Genomic DNA, 16730 nt, shown 5'->3' with positions numbered 1-16730 from the left:
TCGATTTGTTGATACCCAATTACTTAAGAGCAATCGTCATATTCGGCGCGCTCGATGAGTCAGATGGCGTTGCTGAATCAGCGACATTGGCTAAGCGGCTAATATCGTCATCAAACCAGCGGGCGGTAATAGTTTTGGTTTCAGTAAAAAAGCGCACCGCTTGTTTACCATAAGCATGCTGATCGCCATAAAAACTGCCCTTCCAGCCTGTGAATGAGAAAAACGGTAATGGCACAGGAATAGGCACGTTAATCCCCACCTGCCCGACTTCGATTTCATGTTGATACTTACGCGCGGCGCCGCCGCTGGCGGTAAATATTGAGGTGCCATTGCCGTAAGGGCTGGCATTGACGAGCGCTATGGCTTCCTCAAGGGTATCAACACACATGCAGCATAAAACTGGGCCAAAAATTTCCTCAGTGTAAATGCTCATGTCTGTGGTTACTTGATCAAATAAGGTAGGCCCTACCCAGTTACCCGCTTCAAAGCCAGCAACTGTTGCTTCACTGCCATCAAGTAAACAGCGCGCGCCTTGCTCTTTGCCTTCGCGAATGAGATTAAGCACGCGCGCCTTAGCGGCAGGACTAATTAATGGACCATAAGCGGCATTTTTATCATTCCACACCCCAGGTTTAACCTTGGCGAGCGCGTCACGCAGCTGCGGTATTATGCTATTGGCTGAGCCCACAAACACGGCTACCGATAGCGCCATACAGCGCTGACCACCCGCGCCGACCGAAGCGCCCACTAAGTTATTAATCACTTGCTCTTTATTAGCATCAGGCATAATCACGCAGTGATTTTTAGCGCCCGCAAAGGCTTGCACGCGCTTAAGATTATCGGTGGCGGTTTTATAAATGTATTGACCAACCGCCACTGAGCCCACAAAAGAAATGGCTTTAATATCTGGGTGCGACAATAAAATATCGACCACAGCTTTATCACCATGCAAGAGCTGCAATACCCCTTTAGGAGCGCCCGCCTCTTCAAACAACTGCACTAATCGCAGCGGCGTTAATGGGTCTTGCTCAGATGGTTTAAGCACAAAGGTATTGCCGCAAGCGATAGCTAACGGGAACATCCATAACGGGATCATGGCAGGAAAGTTAAACGGGGTAATACCAGCGCACACGCCTAATGGCTGAGTATAAGAATAAGTATCTATCTGCCGAGCAACGTTTTCTACGGTTTCCCCCATAGATAACGAGGCAATATTGCAGGCATGCTCGGCCACTTCTATGCCGCGCCACACATCGCCTTTGGCATCTTCAAAGGTCTTACCGGTTTCTTGGGCTAAAATCGAGGCCAATTCATCATGGTGCTCTTTCAATAAATGCTGGTATCTCAGCATGACCCGCGCCCGCTCAGAGACTGGGGTGTCGCGCCAAGTGCTAAAGGCTAATTTAGCGCTGGCAATGGCAGCTAACACCTGTTCATCACTGGCGCAATTGAGGCTGGCTATGGCTTGGTTATTGGCAGGGTTAGTGACAGTAATGACCCGCGGACTCGCGCCAGACACATACTGACCATCGATAAAATGTAATACTTGCTGAGACATGATGTTTTCCTTTTAAGCAGCCCATGATGATTATTGTGTTGGCGCGATTGCTCCGCGCCTATAGTGGGCTGACGTGACTGAGTCTTGTTATAGGGCTCTTGCTATAGGGCACGGGTTATAAGGCACTGATAAAACCGTTACTCCAGACTCGCTATCCCCATGCTCTACAAGCAATGGATTAGCGAGGCTGCAACTAGATTACGTTATTCCACCTTAACGGCGAGCGCTGTGGCTTCACCGCCACCGATACATAAACTGGCCATGCCGATACTTAAGCCGCGCTGACGCAGTGCATGAATTAGGCTCACGATAATGCGTGTGCCCGAGCAACCTATGGGATGGCCCAAAGCGCAGGCGCCGCCGTTGACATTGACTTTATCGGCATCCAATTCAAGTGTTTGTATGGCCAGCATAGTGACCATGGCAAAGGCTTCGTTGATTTCAAATAAATCAAAATCATTAAGTGGCATGCCAAGCTGAGTGGCGAGTTTTTGCATGGCATACACAGGCGCTGTGGTGAATAATTCAGGCGCTTGCGCATGGGTGCTGTAACCTAAAATACTGGCTAAAATCGGTAAATTGAGGGCATTAGCATTAGCGCGCGTCATCAGCATAACGCTGGCGGCGCCATCAGAAATGGACGAGGAATTAGCAGCAGTAATAGTGCCATCTTTGCTGAAAGCAGGACGCAGGCTTGGGATTTTTTCAGGCTTGGCATTGGCAGGCTGCTCATCACAACTAATGACGATATCCCCGGTGCGAGAGCTTATTGTTACAGGCACTATTTCAGCATCAAAGGCGCCGGACTCTATGGCGCTCAAGGCTCGCTTTAATGAGGTTAAGGCATAAGCGTCCATGGACTCACGGGTTAAACCAAATTCATCCGCGGACTTTTGCGCAAAAGTGCCCATGGCAGCGCCAGTATAAGCATCTTCTAAGCCATCGAGGAACATGTGATCATAAGTCTTGCCATGGCCCATGCGCATGCCAGCGCGAGCCTTATCAAGTAAATATGGCGCGCGGCTCATGCTCTCCATGCCGCCAGCTATGACTATCTTGGCGGAACCGGCTTTAATCGCATCGGCCGCCATCATCACGGTTTTCATGCCGCTACCACAAACCTTATTGACTGTGGTCGCCGCCGCGCTCGCAGGTAAACCTGCCTTTAACGCCACTTGCCGCGCAGGCGCTTGGCCTAACCCGGCAGGTAACACGCAGCCAAAAAATACTTCATCAATCAAGTCTTTGGAGACTTGAGTCTGGTGCAACATAGCCTCAATCGTTAAGGCTCCAAGCTCTGGGCTGGTTTTATCTGCCAAGGCGCCCATAAAACCGCCCATAGGGGTTCGCTTAGCCGCAACAATCACAATATCCGTCTGCGCACTCATAAGTACTCCACATCCATTTATATTATTGAGTTATCTCAAGTCACTAAGCGCAAAGGCGCTAGACTCACGGCCAACATCAAGCCTGTTAGTCAGACCTTACACTGTAGTAATCACAAGACAGCTGTACATTAAATCAACTGATAATACTTTGACGTTTACGCGAACGTAAGGCAAGTGTTAATTAGTCTAACGTCCGCATATAGATTGCACCTGAAGATGTAACATCACTGTATGAATTTAACCCAACCACTGTGGTTAAACTTTGATCTACGCTAAGGCTTTTAGGTACTGATGCGGGAAACTTAGGCCAGTACTTAAGCTCAGTACTTAAGCTCAGTACTTAAGTTCAGCATTTAAGCGAAAATTTAAGCGCAAAATTTAGTACTGCGTTATTGCAACATGGAAAGATTATTTAGGAGCAATTAAGAAGGCAGGGAGAACTATGCCAGTGCTGGCTGGACATGTTTGTTGTAGTGCTCTGCTCAGTGCTGCAAAGCTAAGGCTGAATACGAGAGTAAGCGCCGCTTAACCTCAAATTCAACTAAGCAGCATTTGAGCAAGTGCTGCTTAGTTAGAAGGCTAATTCATTTAAAAGCCTAATTCACTTCCCATGGGGTGAGCGCTGACATATCGCTTAAATCATAAGGCGTCATCTGATACACATAATAATTAAGCCAATTACTCACTAATAAACTGCCATGAGAATGCCAGCGCGCCAGCGGTTCACACTCAGGGTTATCGTCAGGGAAATAGTGGCAGGGAATGTCAGGATTTAATCCTTGCAACACATCGCGCTGATATTCATCTCTCAAGGTGAGTTTTTGATATTCAGGGTGACCGGTCACAAACAGATTGCGGTTATTTTCACTAATGATTAAATACGCGCCCGCTTGCGCTGATTGCGCTAACACCTTTAATTGTTGATGTTGATTAAGCTCTGCTATTTCAATTTCAGCGTAGCGCGAATGCGGCACAAAAAACTCATCATCAAAGCCGCGCAGTAAAGGCACAGCCTCATTGACCCTTTGATGCAAAAATACCCCTGAACGTTTTTTAGTGAGCAATTTGCGCTCTAAGCCATATAAGTGATAGAGACCTGCGTGCGCTGCCCAGCATAAAAATAATACAGACGTAACATGAGTTTGCGACCAATCAATAATCTCAGTGATATGCGGCCAATAAGTCACATCGGTGAAATCCACTTGCCCAAGCGGCGCGCCAGTAATGATTAAGCCATCGTAATTGTTATGACTGACTTCCTCGAAACTGCGATAGAAGTTATTCATGTGATCGCTTGGGGTGTGTTTTGATTCTTTATCATGAATGCGCAGTAAATCAACATCCACTTGCAAGGGGGTGTTACCGAGTAAACGTAATAATTGCGTTTCCGTCTCGATTTTGTTCGGCATTAAATTCAAGATCAGCACCTTCATCGGCCTGATATCTTGCAATGCCGCTCGTGATTCAGACATCACGAAAATGTTTTCCGAGGTTAAGATCTCGGCTGCGGGGAGATTATCCGGAATTTTTACCGGCATAGTGCGCCTCTTCCTGTTGAGGAGTCGGCGCAGTATTTAATTTACTGGCCAACTCGATTAAGCATAACCGACATAGGTTCATTGGCATTTAAATCAATACGATATGACTGAGTATTGATAAACATCAATTGACCATTAACCGTAATTTTGGCGGCGATAGTATAAGTATGGCCCGCTTCAAATTGATCTTTTCCTATCACGAAGGAAAACGGTGCAGGAGTTGTTACGTCATTGCGTTCTAACTCGGCCAAGATTTGTGCTGGCGCATCGGCTCTAGACACATCTTGCACTTGCACAGTTAACACAGCTTCTGGTGGCAGTGCCATGCGCTCGCGATACCAAACTTCACCTTGCACTTCTACCATGGCATCTGGGGTTGCGCATCCGCCTAAACCTAATGTCGCCAGCAAAGGAATAATGCACATTTTCAGATAGGATTTCATGTTAGCTCCTTAATCATATAATAAGACTTCTAGATGTCCATACCTCTAAGCTTCAATTTAGCAGTATCTTTGACAATCTAAGATGAAAGATTTTCAGCGTCGATTCTAACTGACTAAGCGCTAGCCATAAAGCAGAGATAATATTCTTGTTCATGCTGGCAGATGTTTCTATCATAAGCGATACACTTTCAGCCAGATATCCTTATGACTCAAGCCAAAGCCATCATTGTTGGCGCTAGTTCGCAATTAAGCCAAGAAATCGTTCGTCAACTGTCGCAGCAAGGGGTGCTTTTGCACTTATTAGTGGCAGATCCTGAAAATTTGACTGAATGGGTGCAACAATTACCAACACCAGTCACCCTTGAAAAATTAGCGTTAGACAATGCCGACGCTGCGATTGCCACCCTTAAGCAAGCATGGCAACAGATGGATGGTGTTGATTTAATTCTGGTGAATACCGGCGTCAATCTTTATCACCCAAGCTTGCCATGGGCGGCAGAGCAGCAAATGATCACTATCAATGTGCAAGGCTTTGCCGCTATCTGTAACACGGCCTTTGCGCTATTTAAACAGCAAGGCTATGGCCATTTAGGCGCGATTAATTCAATCGCAGGCCAGCGCGGCGGCTCATCTGTGGCTTATCATGCCTCAAAAGCTTTTGCTGCCAATTACTTGCAAGGCTTATCTATGCATGCCCAGCGCCTAAAGTTGCCGCTCACCATCACAGATATTCAATTAGGCTTATTAGATAAAGCGGCTATGCATCAAAGTCGCCTCTGGTCTGCTCCCCTGCCAACAGTGGCGGGGCAAATCATCAAGGCATTAAATAAAGGCAAACGCCGCGCCTATGTGACTAAACGTTGGATGCTAATGGCTTGGCTTAGCAACATATTACCTGAGTATATTTACAATACTCGCCGCTGGAAAAAGAAAGGCGAGAGTAAATAGTTCATTACTGATACTTATGGACTCATAAAAAATGGCGCCTAGGCGCCATTTTAGTTAAGCAGCTAAATATCACATCTTAAAATACGTAACCTAGGCTCAGCATATAAACCCATGGGTCAATATCGGTTTTAATCGGGGTTGGCGTGGCATTAAAGCTCACGTCTGTGCTTATTTGTGCGTACCACACAGAAGCGTTGAATAACCAGTTTTTATTGATTTTATAATCGGCGCCAATTTGCGCCGCAACGCCCCAGGAGTTGCTCATGCTTAAATCCGCTAAGCCTAAACTTTTACCCGTAGCGGTAAATTCATTATCAAAGAAATTGGTGAAGTTAACCCCAACGCCAATATAGGGGCGGAACTGACTACCCGCCTCGCCAAAATAATATTGTGCCACTAAGGTAGGTGGTAAATGTTTAGTTTCTGCAATCACACCAACATCAGGCAAAGACACATCATGACTAAATGGTGTGGCCGCTAATAATTCCACTGCCCAATTATCAGTAATCATGTAGCCAAAGTTTAACCCTAGCTGGGTATTGCCATCGACACTAAATTCCCCTAAACCCAATACATCTGGGCTCGACTCATTAGGCGTTACCACGGCAAAACCAGCGCGCACTATGATGTCTCCCGCTTGGTGCGCAAGTACAGGTGCTGACAATAAACTGGCGCCAATCAATCCCATCAATACTTTCTTCATTGTTATACTCCATCATCACAATGTGATTGCTAAATTTGCAACTTAATTAACATCTAGCGCTACACTGCCAGAAAAAGTCGTTAACAAACTTGACGCAGATCAATAAACCTATGGAGTACAAAAACCAAACGCTAACAACGAGATACTGATCGCAAAACAAACAACTTGCATAAAAAAACCGCGCATCTTGCTCGAGTAATATATCGAACAAAACGCACGGTCATTATTGCTGACTTAATTAGCTTTTATGGCAAACGCTACATCGTTAAGGCTGGTTTGGATATACCGGCTTCATGATAACTTCGGTGGTGAATTTATCATTATTGATCACCGGATATTTATCATAGGTCTGAAATAACACTTGCCCTTGATATTGGATCATAGCCACCACGCCATAATTTATGTTGGATTTAATGGAATCGGCCGGCAATAAAAACTTAAACGGTACAGGAACGCGCGCTACATTAAAGTTCTTTTGCGCAATGATCGATCCTGGAGTATTAAAATCAATAATCGCAATATTAATCACACTGCCTGGCGGCAAACTGATTTTTTCTAAATAACCGGCCGCGCCATTAATCACTACAGGCTGAGGCGGTTCAACTGTCACGCAGCCGCTTAATACTAAGCTCGAGACGAGCAATAACACACTGGCGAAATATTTTTTCATTTGAGCCTTATCCTTTTAGCTGACGAATCAAGCCTTCTTGGGTGCAAGATGCAATTAACTGACCTTGGCGGTTAAAGAATTGGCCACGCACAAAGCCGCGGTCATTGCTGGCACTTGGGCTATCCACACTATAGAGGATCCAATCTTGTAAATCGCATGGGCGGTGAAACCACATGGCATGATCAATCGTAGCTAAACGCATGCCTGGGGTTAAAAACGATACGCCGTGGGGCTGCAGCGCCGTGACTAAGAAATTGAAATCTGAGGCATAAGCCAGCAGCAAATTATGGACGCTGTCATCACTTGGCAGCGCACCATTGACCCGAAACCACACATGGCGCTTAGTATCAGTGGCAGTGGGCGCCACAGGGTCTAACGCGTCCACTAAGCGCATTTCGATCGGCGCGTCGGCCATGAATTTTTCTAAGATTGCAGGCGGCACCTTATTACGTAAGGTTAACGCTAACTCTTGCTGATTAAGTAAACCTTCAGGCCCTGCCACTGCAGGCATAGGGTCTTGATGTTCAAAGCCTTGCTCTGCTGTTTGAAATGAGCAAGTCATATAAAAAATTGGTCGACCTTTTTGAATAGCCTGAACGCGGCGCGCACTAAAGCTGCCCCCATCACGCATATTTTCGACATCATAAACTATGGGTAACTTCTCATCGCCAGCGCGCAGAAAATAAGAATGAAACGAATGAATTTTACGATCGCCAGCGACAGTTTGCCGAGCAGCACTGATGGCTTGCCCCATGACTTGGCCGCCAAACACATGCCCAAAGCCTAAATCTTGGCTTTGGCCGCGGTATAACCCTTGTTCTATCGGTTCCAACGCCAATAAGGCGAGTAAATCGTCCAACACCTGACTCATATCAATACCTATTACACTAATGCTGCCCTCAAGATAAAGGTCAGCGCCAGCAAAGGCAAGCCTGAGGTGCTTAAGCCGCTTAAAGATCTAGCAAAGTTAAACCAGTTTAATATTGTGCTCTTTCGCGCCGCGAAATGACCAAGCGGAAATTTTACTCTCAGCCGAGGTATGAACCTCAAGCAGCCGGCAAGTCTTTGGATGGCGCCAGCGACTGGCAATGATTTCAGGCGTGCATTCCTCCGCAAAAAAATATTCGCTCGCATATTCAGCAAACGTGCCGCGACTAATGCTGCCTGCAGCAGCCAGTAAATGCTGCCCTGACGGCGCGCGGGTACTAACCAAAAATAGCATGGCGGCAATGGGGGTTTCTGTGCCAAAAATAGGCCTAACCCGCGCCGCTAAGTGTTTTTCTGGCACTTCAGTAACGGCAAGGGCACACAAACTATTGACATGAATATTGCTCTGTTCACCTTCAATGGCGAGGCTATTGACCATACCCAGTAACGCCATATTGGCCGAACTTAATGCCACTGAATGGTCGGAGCCATACAAGCCACTAATATTGGTGAGCATTAATACCCGCCCATAGTCTTGCGCCTTCATCACAGGCCATAAGCCGTGGGTTAACAGCAGGCTAAAATTGACGGTGGTTTGCCATTGCTGCTGCCACTTAGCGGGATCGAGTTGATTAAAATCACTATAATAATCAAGGCTGGCGCCATTAATGAGCACGTCAATATGCGGGCTTATGGCTACAATTTTACTGACTAATTCATCGGCTTGGGTTAAGGCTAAAAAGCTTTGCTCAAAATAATGAGCTTGGCTACCCAATGCTTTAATTTTAAGCACAAGCTCAATCACTTCTGGGGCGTTAACACTAAGTTCGTCGATAAGAATAAGTGTGGCGCCACGTTGAGCAAGCGCGAGCGCATAATGGCGTCCCAGTCCCTTGGCCGCACCAGAAATGACTATCTGCTGGTTATCAAATCGCATCTGTCTACCATCCATAGTTAACCCTGACTCCTGCCTTACTAGAACATAAACAGAGCCAGTAAACTTTGAACTCAGCAGCATTTATTTATCATTACATCAAAGTGTTACGACTCACATCACATTCACATAAAATGAGGCTGAAATATGTTATCATCAGCCATCTTGGCCCAAGCCAACTAACACATGTAACGCTTTATCCTTAATTAACGAAGAAGAATATCCCACATTATGAATCCTTGGTTGTTAGCCATCAGACCACGCACCTTACCCGCAGCGATTGGTCCTTTGCTGGTCGGTAATATGTTAGCCCTTAGCCTGCCAAGCTTTAGTCTTGCCATCGCCTTGATTTCAACCTTATGCGCGGTATTACTGCAGATTGCAGTCAACCTCGCCAACGATTACTTTGATTTTAAAAGTGGTGTCGATACTGACGAGCGCTTAGGGCCTGTGCGCGTGACTCAATCTGGGTTACTGCCAGCCACCACAGTTCGCAATGGCATGATAGCGGCATTAATCACCGCCATTTTAATTGGCTTTATCTTGATATGGCATGGCGGCCCAGTGGTCGCCGCGCTTGCCATTTTTGCGGTATTAGGCGCCCTTAGCTATAGCGGCGGCCCTTACCCATTAGCGAGCCACGGATTAGGTGAAGTCGCCGCCTTTGTCTTCTTTGGATTAGTGGCCGTGGTTGGCAGCTATTTTATTCAAGCGGGAAGTACAACTGTTGATGCTTGGCTGTTAGGCTCGGCCATTGGCTTATTTAATGCAGCGATTATGCTGGTTAACAATACCCGCGATATCACCACAGATACTAAGGCAGGTAAGCGCACCTTAGCGGTAAGAATTGGCAATAAAGCGGCAAAAAATCTTTATCAAGCCTTAGTGTATTTACCCTTTGCTTTGATTATTGGTGGGTTTTTATTAGGCTTGCTAGGCGGCATTCCGGTATTACTGGCAGGGTTATCGTTAATTATGGCCCGCGGCTTAGCCCGAGACTTTTTAGTGACCGATGGCCAAGCGCTCAATCCATTACTGGGTCAAACCGCAAAATTGACCATGATATTCTCAGGACTCTTTAGTCTTGGTTTAATAATCCAAGCCTATGGCGCTTAATCAGCTGATGGCTTGCTAGCTGCAGGCCGCTAGATTTAGGCTCAATTCAAGTTCAATACAGACAAATACAGACATTGCCACTTTCTAGGTTAAAAGCGAGATTAACCATAGCAAGTGGCAAGTCAGTGATTTCCCCAGTTCAAACACATGTCCACGCCGCTACAATATAAAATCACTTTAGCCATTGATTATTAAGCACTTAATTAAGCGCCTTATTAAGTACGACATACTTAAGCATTTATTCTCGAAATTAGCTTTAGATGCAAGATAAAGCTCGCATTTTCAGATAAAAATCCACTTTCATCTTAGGCTTTGCTGTATGTTTTAGGGCGTAGCGCTAACTACTGATAACAAGTCGCTATGACAAATAGCTATGACAAGTTCCGAACAACGGAACCTATAACAAGGCACCACTATTAAGACAGCGACATCTAAGTATCTGCATCTAAGTGCTTATCTCAAGGGTTAACACCAAGCGCTTAAGCCATCGCCTTATTTCCACACGCTGAACTTTGATCTCGTCTATCGGGTGCTCACAAAAAATAGAATAAGAGTGAGTGATTTATGTCTGTCATTATCCCAAACACCTCCCCATCATCGCGGGGGTTTATTGATATTGTCGAGCGTGCTGGTAATGCCCTCCCCAATATCACTATGTTATTTGTGTATGCCTTAATCCTGTGCATGCTGTTAAGCCTTGGCTTGTCCTATCTGCAGTTTGATTATGTGCATCCATTGTCAGGCGAAGCCGTTATCGTCAATAACATGTTTACGCCGCAGCGACTTATTGATTTCACCTTAGCCTTAGTCAATAACTTTGTTAATTATCCGCCGCTTGGCATGACCATAGTGGCCACCTTAGGCATAGGCATAGCTGAAGGCTCAGGTTATGTGAATGTGCTGATTAAAAAGATGCTGAAACTCACGCCTATGTCGTTATTAACGCCATCATTAGTGTTAATTGGGGTGATTTCACATGTAGTGTCTGACAGTGCCTATGTCATTTTAATGCCAGTGGCCGCCATGATGTTTTATGTTTCAGGCCGCCATCCATTGGCCGGCATTGCCGCGGCTTTTGCCGGTCTTGCGGGCGGCTTTACCGCGAGCTTTACCCCATCCATCATAGACCCTGTGATGCAATCTTTTACCCAAGATGCGGCGCGCATTATTGATGTTAATTACCACGTCAATGTCTTATGTAATTACTTTGTCAGCCTCGGCGGCACAGTCGGTGTCATTGGGGTGTGTTGGTACATTACCGATAAAATCGTCGAGCCGCGCCTTAAACAAATGTGGCCAGTTAATTGCGAAATCGATACCTCAGATGTTGATGCCAAATTATCAGCGAAAGAACATCAAGCCTTTGTGAAGGCAAGTTTGTGGCTATTAGGCTTTGGCGCGCTCATTTTCGCCCTCGCCTATCCGGCTGACTCTTTATTAAGAGCGCCCGATGGCAGTTTAACCTCACCCCAAGCCGCCTTAATGCAAGCGATTGTGCCGATTATCTTAGTAGTGTTTTCTTTGCCAGGACTGGTTTATGGCTACGCCGTCGGGAAATTTAACAACGCTAATGATGTGACCCAGGCCATGGAGCGTGTCGTTAAGACCTTGATTGGCTTTATTGTGTTTGCCTTTTTCTCGGCGCAATTCTTATACGCCTTTAAAGTGTCAAACATAGGTACCTTAATTGCTGTCTCTGGCGCCGACTTTTTAAAGATGCTTGATATGCCCGCAGGCTTTACTGTGGTCGGTATTATCTTATTAACTGCGGTGTTGAATTTTGTGATCACCTCAGCCTCATCTAAATGGGCAATTTTAGCGCCGATTTTTGTGCCCATGTTGATGGCGGTCGGCATTTCACCTGAACTCACCCAAGCAGCGTTTCGGATTTCTGATTCGGCCATTAACGTCTCAACCCCTATGTTTGCCTTTTATCCGCTCATCATCATGTATTGTCAGCGCTATGTAAAAGACACTGGTGTGGGTACTATTGTAGGTATGATGTTACCTTACAGCGTTGGCCTATTAATCGTATTAACCGCCACCTTATTTTTATTTTGGGGATTAGATATACCGCTGGGATTTAACTCAGGTTACACCTATCCAGCGAGTAACTAAATGCAATAACATCCCTAAAAACCATAGAAACTGATTGTTTTTTCAATGTTTGGAGTACCCATGAGTATTGAAAGCCGTTTAGAAGCTCGCTTCTTACGCTATGTCGCCATCGACAGCCAAAGTGCCTTTAATCAAGAGCAAGTACCATCGACCCCAGGCCAATTACAGTTGGCGCACTTGCTTCACGATGAATTAATCGCCATGGGCATTAGCGATTGTGAGGTTGATAGTCATGGGATTTTAACCGCTAAAATCCCAGCCAATCTGAATGCTGATACCAAAGCCACCGCCATCGGCTTTGTGGCTCACTTAGATACTGTGGATGTCGGCTTATCATCCAGCATTAAACCGCAAAAAATTCATTACACAGGCCAAAGCTTATGCTTGAACTCCGAGCTGAATATTGAATTTGATAAAACCGCGCATCCTGAAATCAATCAATATCTTAATGATGATATTTTTTTTAGTGACGGCACTAGTGTGCTTGGCGCCGATGATAAAGCCGCCATTAGCGTAGTCATGGAAATGGCGCAGCATTTATTGAGCCATGATATTCCCCATGGCGATATTTATCTCGCGTTTGTGCCTGATGAAGAAGTGGGACTTAAAGGGGTTAAGCTCATAGATTTACAACGCTTTTTCCCAGAATACGCCTACACCATAGATTGCTGCGAGTGCGGTGAAATCGTCTATGAAACCTTTAACGCGGCGCATGCCCGCATAGATATTAAAGGGGTCACGGCGCACCCTATGTCGGCCAAAAATGTGTTAGTTAATCCAATTTTGGTGGCAAAACATATTATTGATCAATGCGATCCGCTGCAAAGACCTGAGCACACCGAAGGGCGCGAAGGTTATATTTGGTTTACCGATATGCAGGCTAATGCCGCCCGCGCCCACATGGATGCCGCCATTCGCGATCATGATGTGGTTAAGTTTACCGATAAAAAACAAGTGTTAACTCAAGCGGTGGCGCGCACCCAAGCAAGCTATCCGAGCGCAAGCATTACACTTGAAATCACAGACACTTATGCCAATATCGCCAACACAGCCGATGCCAATCATCCCGCGGTAAAATCGATTTATACGGCATTTAAGCAATTAGATGTCACCCCAAAAACTATCGCTATGCGCGGCGGCACCGATGGCTCAGCGTTATCGGCCATGGGCATAGTGACGCCTAATTACTTCACTGGCGCCCATAACTTCCACTCAAAGTTTGAGTTTTTACCTATGTCATCCTTTGTGAAATCTTATCAAGTTACCTTGTCATTGGTGGCGCAAGCTGTCCAGATGCCATAGCGTAACCACTTGATTAGGCTTTAAAAGCCTAAAAAAATGACAAAAAAATAGCACGTCCAAGACGTGCTATTTTTAACGCTATGGGCTGCCAAGCAGCCATTTAGCCATAAGCTAATTAAACCACTTCAAACTCATCGTAGGTTAAGTCTTGCAACTCACCTAACATAGGCTCAGACACCATAGAATGGTTCTCTAACCAAGTTTTCAGTGCAGCAATGGCAGAAGCTTCAGGAGCGCCATAACGGGCTTCTGGTAATACGATGGCATCACAACGACCTTTAGAGGCGCCGCATACAGTGCATAACTGTTGCGCTTCTAAAAATACAAATAATTCGTCAGTGAAGGCATCGTACTGCGAATCTGTGGTGCATGACAGCTGACACTGCAATTGAAAGCCGAATACGGCAAACTCACCGAGGTACAGTTTCTTACGTAAACGCTTAGATTTGTTGTCAATCTTATCTAATTTCATTACTTTCCGCCTAAAGGTTACTATCAACGACTTCTTGCAGGCATAGTACTGCGCCATCGCCCCAGAAACCAGTAACAATTGCCCCTTAAGACGGTTTTTACTTGGCTAAGGCCAGTATTAATCTCATTCAGGCACAGTGGCAGTCTCTTTTGATTGCACTCTGACTATGTTCGCACTGCTCTAACCCAAGTGAGCCTAAGCAGATACCGCGATTGCCTTAAGGCAGTTAACGCGCCACTTCACTCGATTTAGCAAATTCCCACTCATCGAGCAAAGTAATAAAATTTTGTTGCGATTCAAGCTTAAGCGCCAAGGTTAAATCATTAGCTGCCACATGAGTCTCTGCTTGCGGCAGGTCTAAATGGTATTCCAAATTAGACACTTGACCAGAATTAACTAACTGCTGCATCTTGATAAATTCAGCTCGCCCTTGCGCAGATAGACGATAGAGATATTCAGTTTTTGGCAAAGAAGCGAAGAAAAATCCCTTACTCGGTTCAAAGCGTTGCACGCTGTCGCTTACGAGTTCGAAATGGAATTTTTGATTAGTTTTAGCCGTGAAAGTTAGCACTGGGGCGGCAAGCTTAATGTCATCGCCGGTCGAAATAACTTTAGCGCGAATATCATCGGCATTGAGCTTGGTAATATAGTCATCATTCATGAGTGAAAATTGCAGGCTAGATAACGAAGGAATACTGGAGCAAGCAGTTAAAACGAGACTCAAAAGTGCGACCACTAGTTTCATGTTAAATCCTTTATTCTTATTATTTTGGATTTGAAAGCCTGAACTGGATGATTAGGGTTCGATGGCTCAGGGTCTTATTAACTTAGCTGGCGAATGACTCAATCTGTGTACTTACCCTTAATAATCGCCAAGTTTAGTTAATATTGCACCGCACCCAGCAGTTGTAAACAAAAAGTTAACAGCCGTATTGGGTGGATTGTGGGTTTGGGTTTGAATTTGCGCAGCAATAACTGATGCACAGCTAGGTCATGCACCAATAATAAAACCCTAAATAAAAAAAGCGCCTGTGGCATAAGCCAAGGCGCTTGAGTCATCTGATTGACGACTTACAGCTTATTTAAGGTGCGCGAGCCACTCCAATCGAAATGGAATTTGTCTTGGACTGGACCATCGATTCTGGCAAAGCTATGGGCGCCGAAATAATCGCGCTGCGCTTGCAACAAGTTGGCGGGTAAGGTCGGAGCGCGGTAGCTGTCATAATAGGCCAGCGCTGAGCTAATGCAGGGGACGGGAATGCCTTGCATCACAGCGCTCGCTACGGCTTTACGCCATTGATATTGCTTATCTGACAAGCTAGTTGCAAAAATATCGGCCATCAATAAGTGACTGAGCTTACTATCTGCTTGATAAGCCTCAGTAATAGATTGCAAGAACGTCGCGCGAATAATACAACCTGCCCGCCAAATCTTAGCAATTTCAGCAAAATCGAGCTGCCAACCTTGCTCCGCCGCTGTCATCGCCATTAATTGAAATCCTTGGGCGTAACAACACACCTTGGCGCAATAAAGCGCATCTTCAAGGGCATCAATAAATGCGCTGCGCTCGTCATCTGTCAAAGTACTGGTATTGGCATTAACTCCTTGCAAGCGAGTGCTAAGCTCAGTGCGTAATGCCTTTTGAGTACTGACGGCGCGAGCATACACGGCTTCAGCTATGGTAGGTGCTGGGCAGCCAATCTGTAAGCTGCTAACCGCAGTCCACAAACCTGTGCCCTTTTGCCCGGCGGAATCTAAGATCATTTCCACCAGCGGCTTATCACTTAGTGGGTCAGCTTGCCTTAAAATCTCAGCGCTAATTCCCATTAAGTAGCTATTTAAACTGCCTTGATTCCAGCGGGCAAATACCGCCGCAATATCAACAGCTGCCATGCCAAGGCCAGCACTGAGTAAATGATAAGCTTCACAAATGAGCTGCATATCGGCGTACTCAATGCCGTTATGCACCATTTTGACATAATGACCAGCGCCGCTCGGGCCAATATAAGTCGTGCAAGGCTCGCCTTCTGTCACTGGATTGCCGGGCTCAAAGCGCTCAATGGGTAAACCCGTGGCGCCATCTACTTTAGCGGCGATGGCGCGCCAAATTGGGGCCACTCGCGCCCAAGCATCAAGATTGCCACTAGGCATTAATGACGGCCCAAAGCGGGCGCCAACTTCTCCGCCAGAAACCGCTGAGCTAAAGAAAATAAACTGGCCTTGATAGCTTTGTTCGCGCGCCACAGTATCAGTCCAAAGGCTATTGCCTGTGTCGATCACTATGTCATCGCTTGCTATGCCAGCTTCAATTAACGCCGCGCACACGCCATCAACAGGCGCGCCAGCGGGAACAGACAAGACTATGACTCTGGGCTTTTCAAGACTATTAAGCAGTGATTTAACATCGAGGCATGGCTGAATTCTATGAGGGTCTAACTGCGGGCTTTCACTTTGAGCTTGGCTAACGAGGGAATGGATTTTTTGGTTATCAACATCAAAGGCGCTGACTTTATAACCATTATCTGAAATGTTAAGCGCGAGGTTTTTACCCATCACGCCAAGACCGATTACCGCGATATCATTTAACTTGCTGTGGTTTTTCATATTATTTTT

15 protein-coding genes are annotated in these 16730 nt (G+C 45.9%); 4 read left to right on the top strand and 11 right to left on the bottom strand.

Translation table 11 applies throughout. The features are described 5' to 3' along the window. Window positions 1-19 precede the first annotated feature (19 nt). The 4 genes from FJQ87_RS07515 to FJQ87_RS07500 form a co-directional block, all read right to left on the bottom strand. Window positions 20-1558: a CoA-acylating methylmalonate-semialdehyde dehydrogenase gene (locus FJQ87_RS07515; RefSeq protein WP_140932038.1), complete on the bottom strand. Its 1539-nt coding sequence runs from the start codon at window positions 1556-1558 to the stop codon at window positions 20-22. 203 nt (window positions 1559-1761) lie between these two features. Beyond that, window positions 1762-2946 carry a thiolase family protein gene (locus tag FJQ87_RS07510; protein WP_140932036.1) on the bottom strand — a complete coding sequence of 395 codons (1185 nt, stop codon included), beginning with the start codon at window positions 2944-2946 and terminating at the stop codon, window positions 1762-1764. 596 nt (window positions 2947-3542) lie between these two features. Next, on the bottom strand, window positions 3543-4484 hold the full coding sequence (metA, locus tag FJQ87_RS07505) for a homoserine O-succinyltransferase (RefSeq protein WP_140932034.1): 942 nt from the start codon (window positions 4482-4484) through the stop codon (window positions 3543-3545). A gap of 41 nt (window positions 4485-4525) precedes the next feature. Beyond that, complete coding sequence (locus FJQ87_RS07500) at window positions 4526-4927, bottom strand: YbaY family lipoprotein (RefSeq protein WP_140932032.1); 402 nt, start codon at window positions 4925-4927, stop codon at window positions 4526-4528. A 204-nt stretch (window positions 4928-5131) separates the two neighbouring features. Here FJQ87_RS07500 and FJQ87_RS07495 point away from each other — a divergent pair, with 204 nt between their 5' ends. Next, window positions 5132-5875 carry an SDR family NAD(P)-dependent oxidoreductase gene (locus tag FJQ87_RS07495; protein WP_140932030.1) on the top strand — a complete coding sequence of 248 codons (744 nt, stop codon included), beginning with the start codon at window positions 5132-5134 and terminating at the stop codon, window positions 5873-5875. A 76-nt stretch (window positions 5876-5951) separates the two neighbouring features. Here FJQ87_RS07495 and ompW read toward each other — a convergent pair whose 3' ends face one another. The 4 genes from ompW to FJQ87_RS07475 all read right to left on the bottom strand — a co-directional run bounded on the left by ompW (window position 5952) and on the right by FJQ87_RS07475 (window position 9127). Continuing rightward, complete coding sequence (gene ompW / locus FJQ87_RS07490) at window positions 5952-6578, bottom strand: outer membrane protein OmpW (RefSeq protein WP_140932028.1); 627 nt, start codon at window positions 6576-6578, stop codon at window positions 5952-5954. A 265-nt stretch (window positions 6579-6843) separates the two neighbouring features. Next, window positions 6844-7248 carry a YbaY family lipoprotein gene (locus FJQ87_RS07485; RefSeq protein WP_140932026.1) on the bottom strand — a complete coding sequence of 135 codons (405 nt, stop codon included), beginning with the start codon at window positions 7246-7248 and terminating at the stop codon, window positions 6844-6846. Between the two features lie 7 nt (window positions 7249-7255). Then, entirely contained in the window at window positions 7256-8119 is an 864-nt protein-coding gene (tesB, locus tag FJQ87_RS07480) for an acyl-CoA thioesterase II (protein WP_140932024.1), read from the bottom strand. A gap of 96 nt (window positions 8120-8215) precedes the next feature. After that, window positions 8216-9127 (bottom strand): SDR family oxidoreductase, encoded by a 912-nt coding sequence (locus FJQ87_RS07475; protein ID WP_168195159.1) that lies wholly within the window; start codon window positions 9125-9127, stop codon window positions 8216-8218. Between the two features lie 213 nt (window positions 9128-9340). On the opposite strand from FJQ87_RS07475, the gene FJQ87_RS07470 reads away from it, so the two are divergent. The 3 genes from FJQ87_RS07470 (at window position 9341) to pepT (ending at window position 13645) form a co-directional block, all read left to right on the top strand. Further along, the gene (locus FJQ87_RS07470) at window positions 9341-10225 is read left to right on the top strand and encodes a 1,4-dihydroxy-2-naphthoate polyprenyltransferase (RefSeq protein ID WP_140932020.1); all 885 of its coding nucleotides are present in this window, start codon (window positions 9341-9343) and stop codon (window positions 10223-10225) included. A gap of 564 nt (window positions 10226-10789) precedes the next feature. Continuing rightward, on the top strand, window positions 10790-12343 hold the full coding sequence (locus tag FJQ87_RS07465) for an AbgT family transporter (protein ID WP_140932018.1): 1554 nt from the start codon (window positions 10790-10792) through the stop codon (window positions 12341-12343). A gap of 60 nt (window positions 12344-12403) precedes the next feature. Further along, the gene (pepT, locus tag FJQ87_RS07460; RefSeq protein WP_140932016.1) at window positions 12404-13645 is read left to right on the top strand and encodes a peptidase T; all 1242 of its coding nucleotides are present in this window, start codon (window positions 12404-12406) and stop codon (window positions 13643-13645) included. A gap of 115 nt (window positions 13646-13760) precedes the next feature. On the opposite strand, the gene FJQ87_RS07455 is transcribed toward pepT, so the two are convergent. The 3 genes from FJQ87_RS07455 to gndA all read right to left on the bottom strand — a co-directional run bounded on the left by FJQ87_RS07455 (window position 13761) and on the right by gndA (window position 16721). Then, window positions 13761-14117 (bottom strand): 50S ribosome-binding protein YggL, encoded by a 357-nt coding sequence (locus FJQ87_RS07455; RefSeq protein WP_206194375.1) that lies wholly within the window; start codon window positions 14115-14117, stop codon window positions 13761-13763. A gap of 226 nt (window positions 14118-14343) precedes the next feature. Beyond that, complete coding sequence (locus FJQ87_RS07450; RefSeq protein ID WP_140932014.1) at window positions 14344-14862, bottom strand: hypothetical protein; 519 nt, start codon at window positions 14860-14862, stop codon at window positions 14344-14346. A gap of 326 nt (window positions 14863-15188) precedes the next feature. Next, window positions 15189-16721 (bottom strand): NADP-dependent phosphogluconate dehydrogenase, encoded by a 1533-nt coding sequence (gene gndA, locus FJQ87_RS07445; RefSeq protein WP_140932012.1) that lies wholly within the window; start codon window positions 16719-16721, stop codon window positions 15189-15191. Window positions 16722-16730: the final 9 nt, after the last annotated feature.

The sequence above is a fragment of the Shewanella sp. SNU WT4 genome (assembly GCF_006494715.1).
In the GTDB taxonomy this organism is placed as follows: Bacteria; Pseudomonadota; Gammaproteobacteria; order Enterobacterales; family Shewanellaceae; genus Shewanella.
The sequence above is the reverse complement of the archived record's forward strand: the minus strand, read 5'-3'. Positions and strand labels throughout refer to the sequence as shown.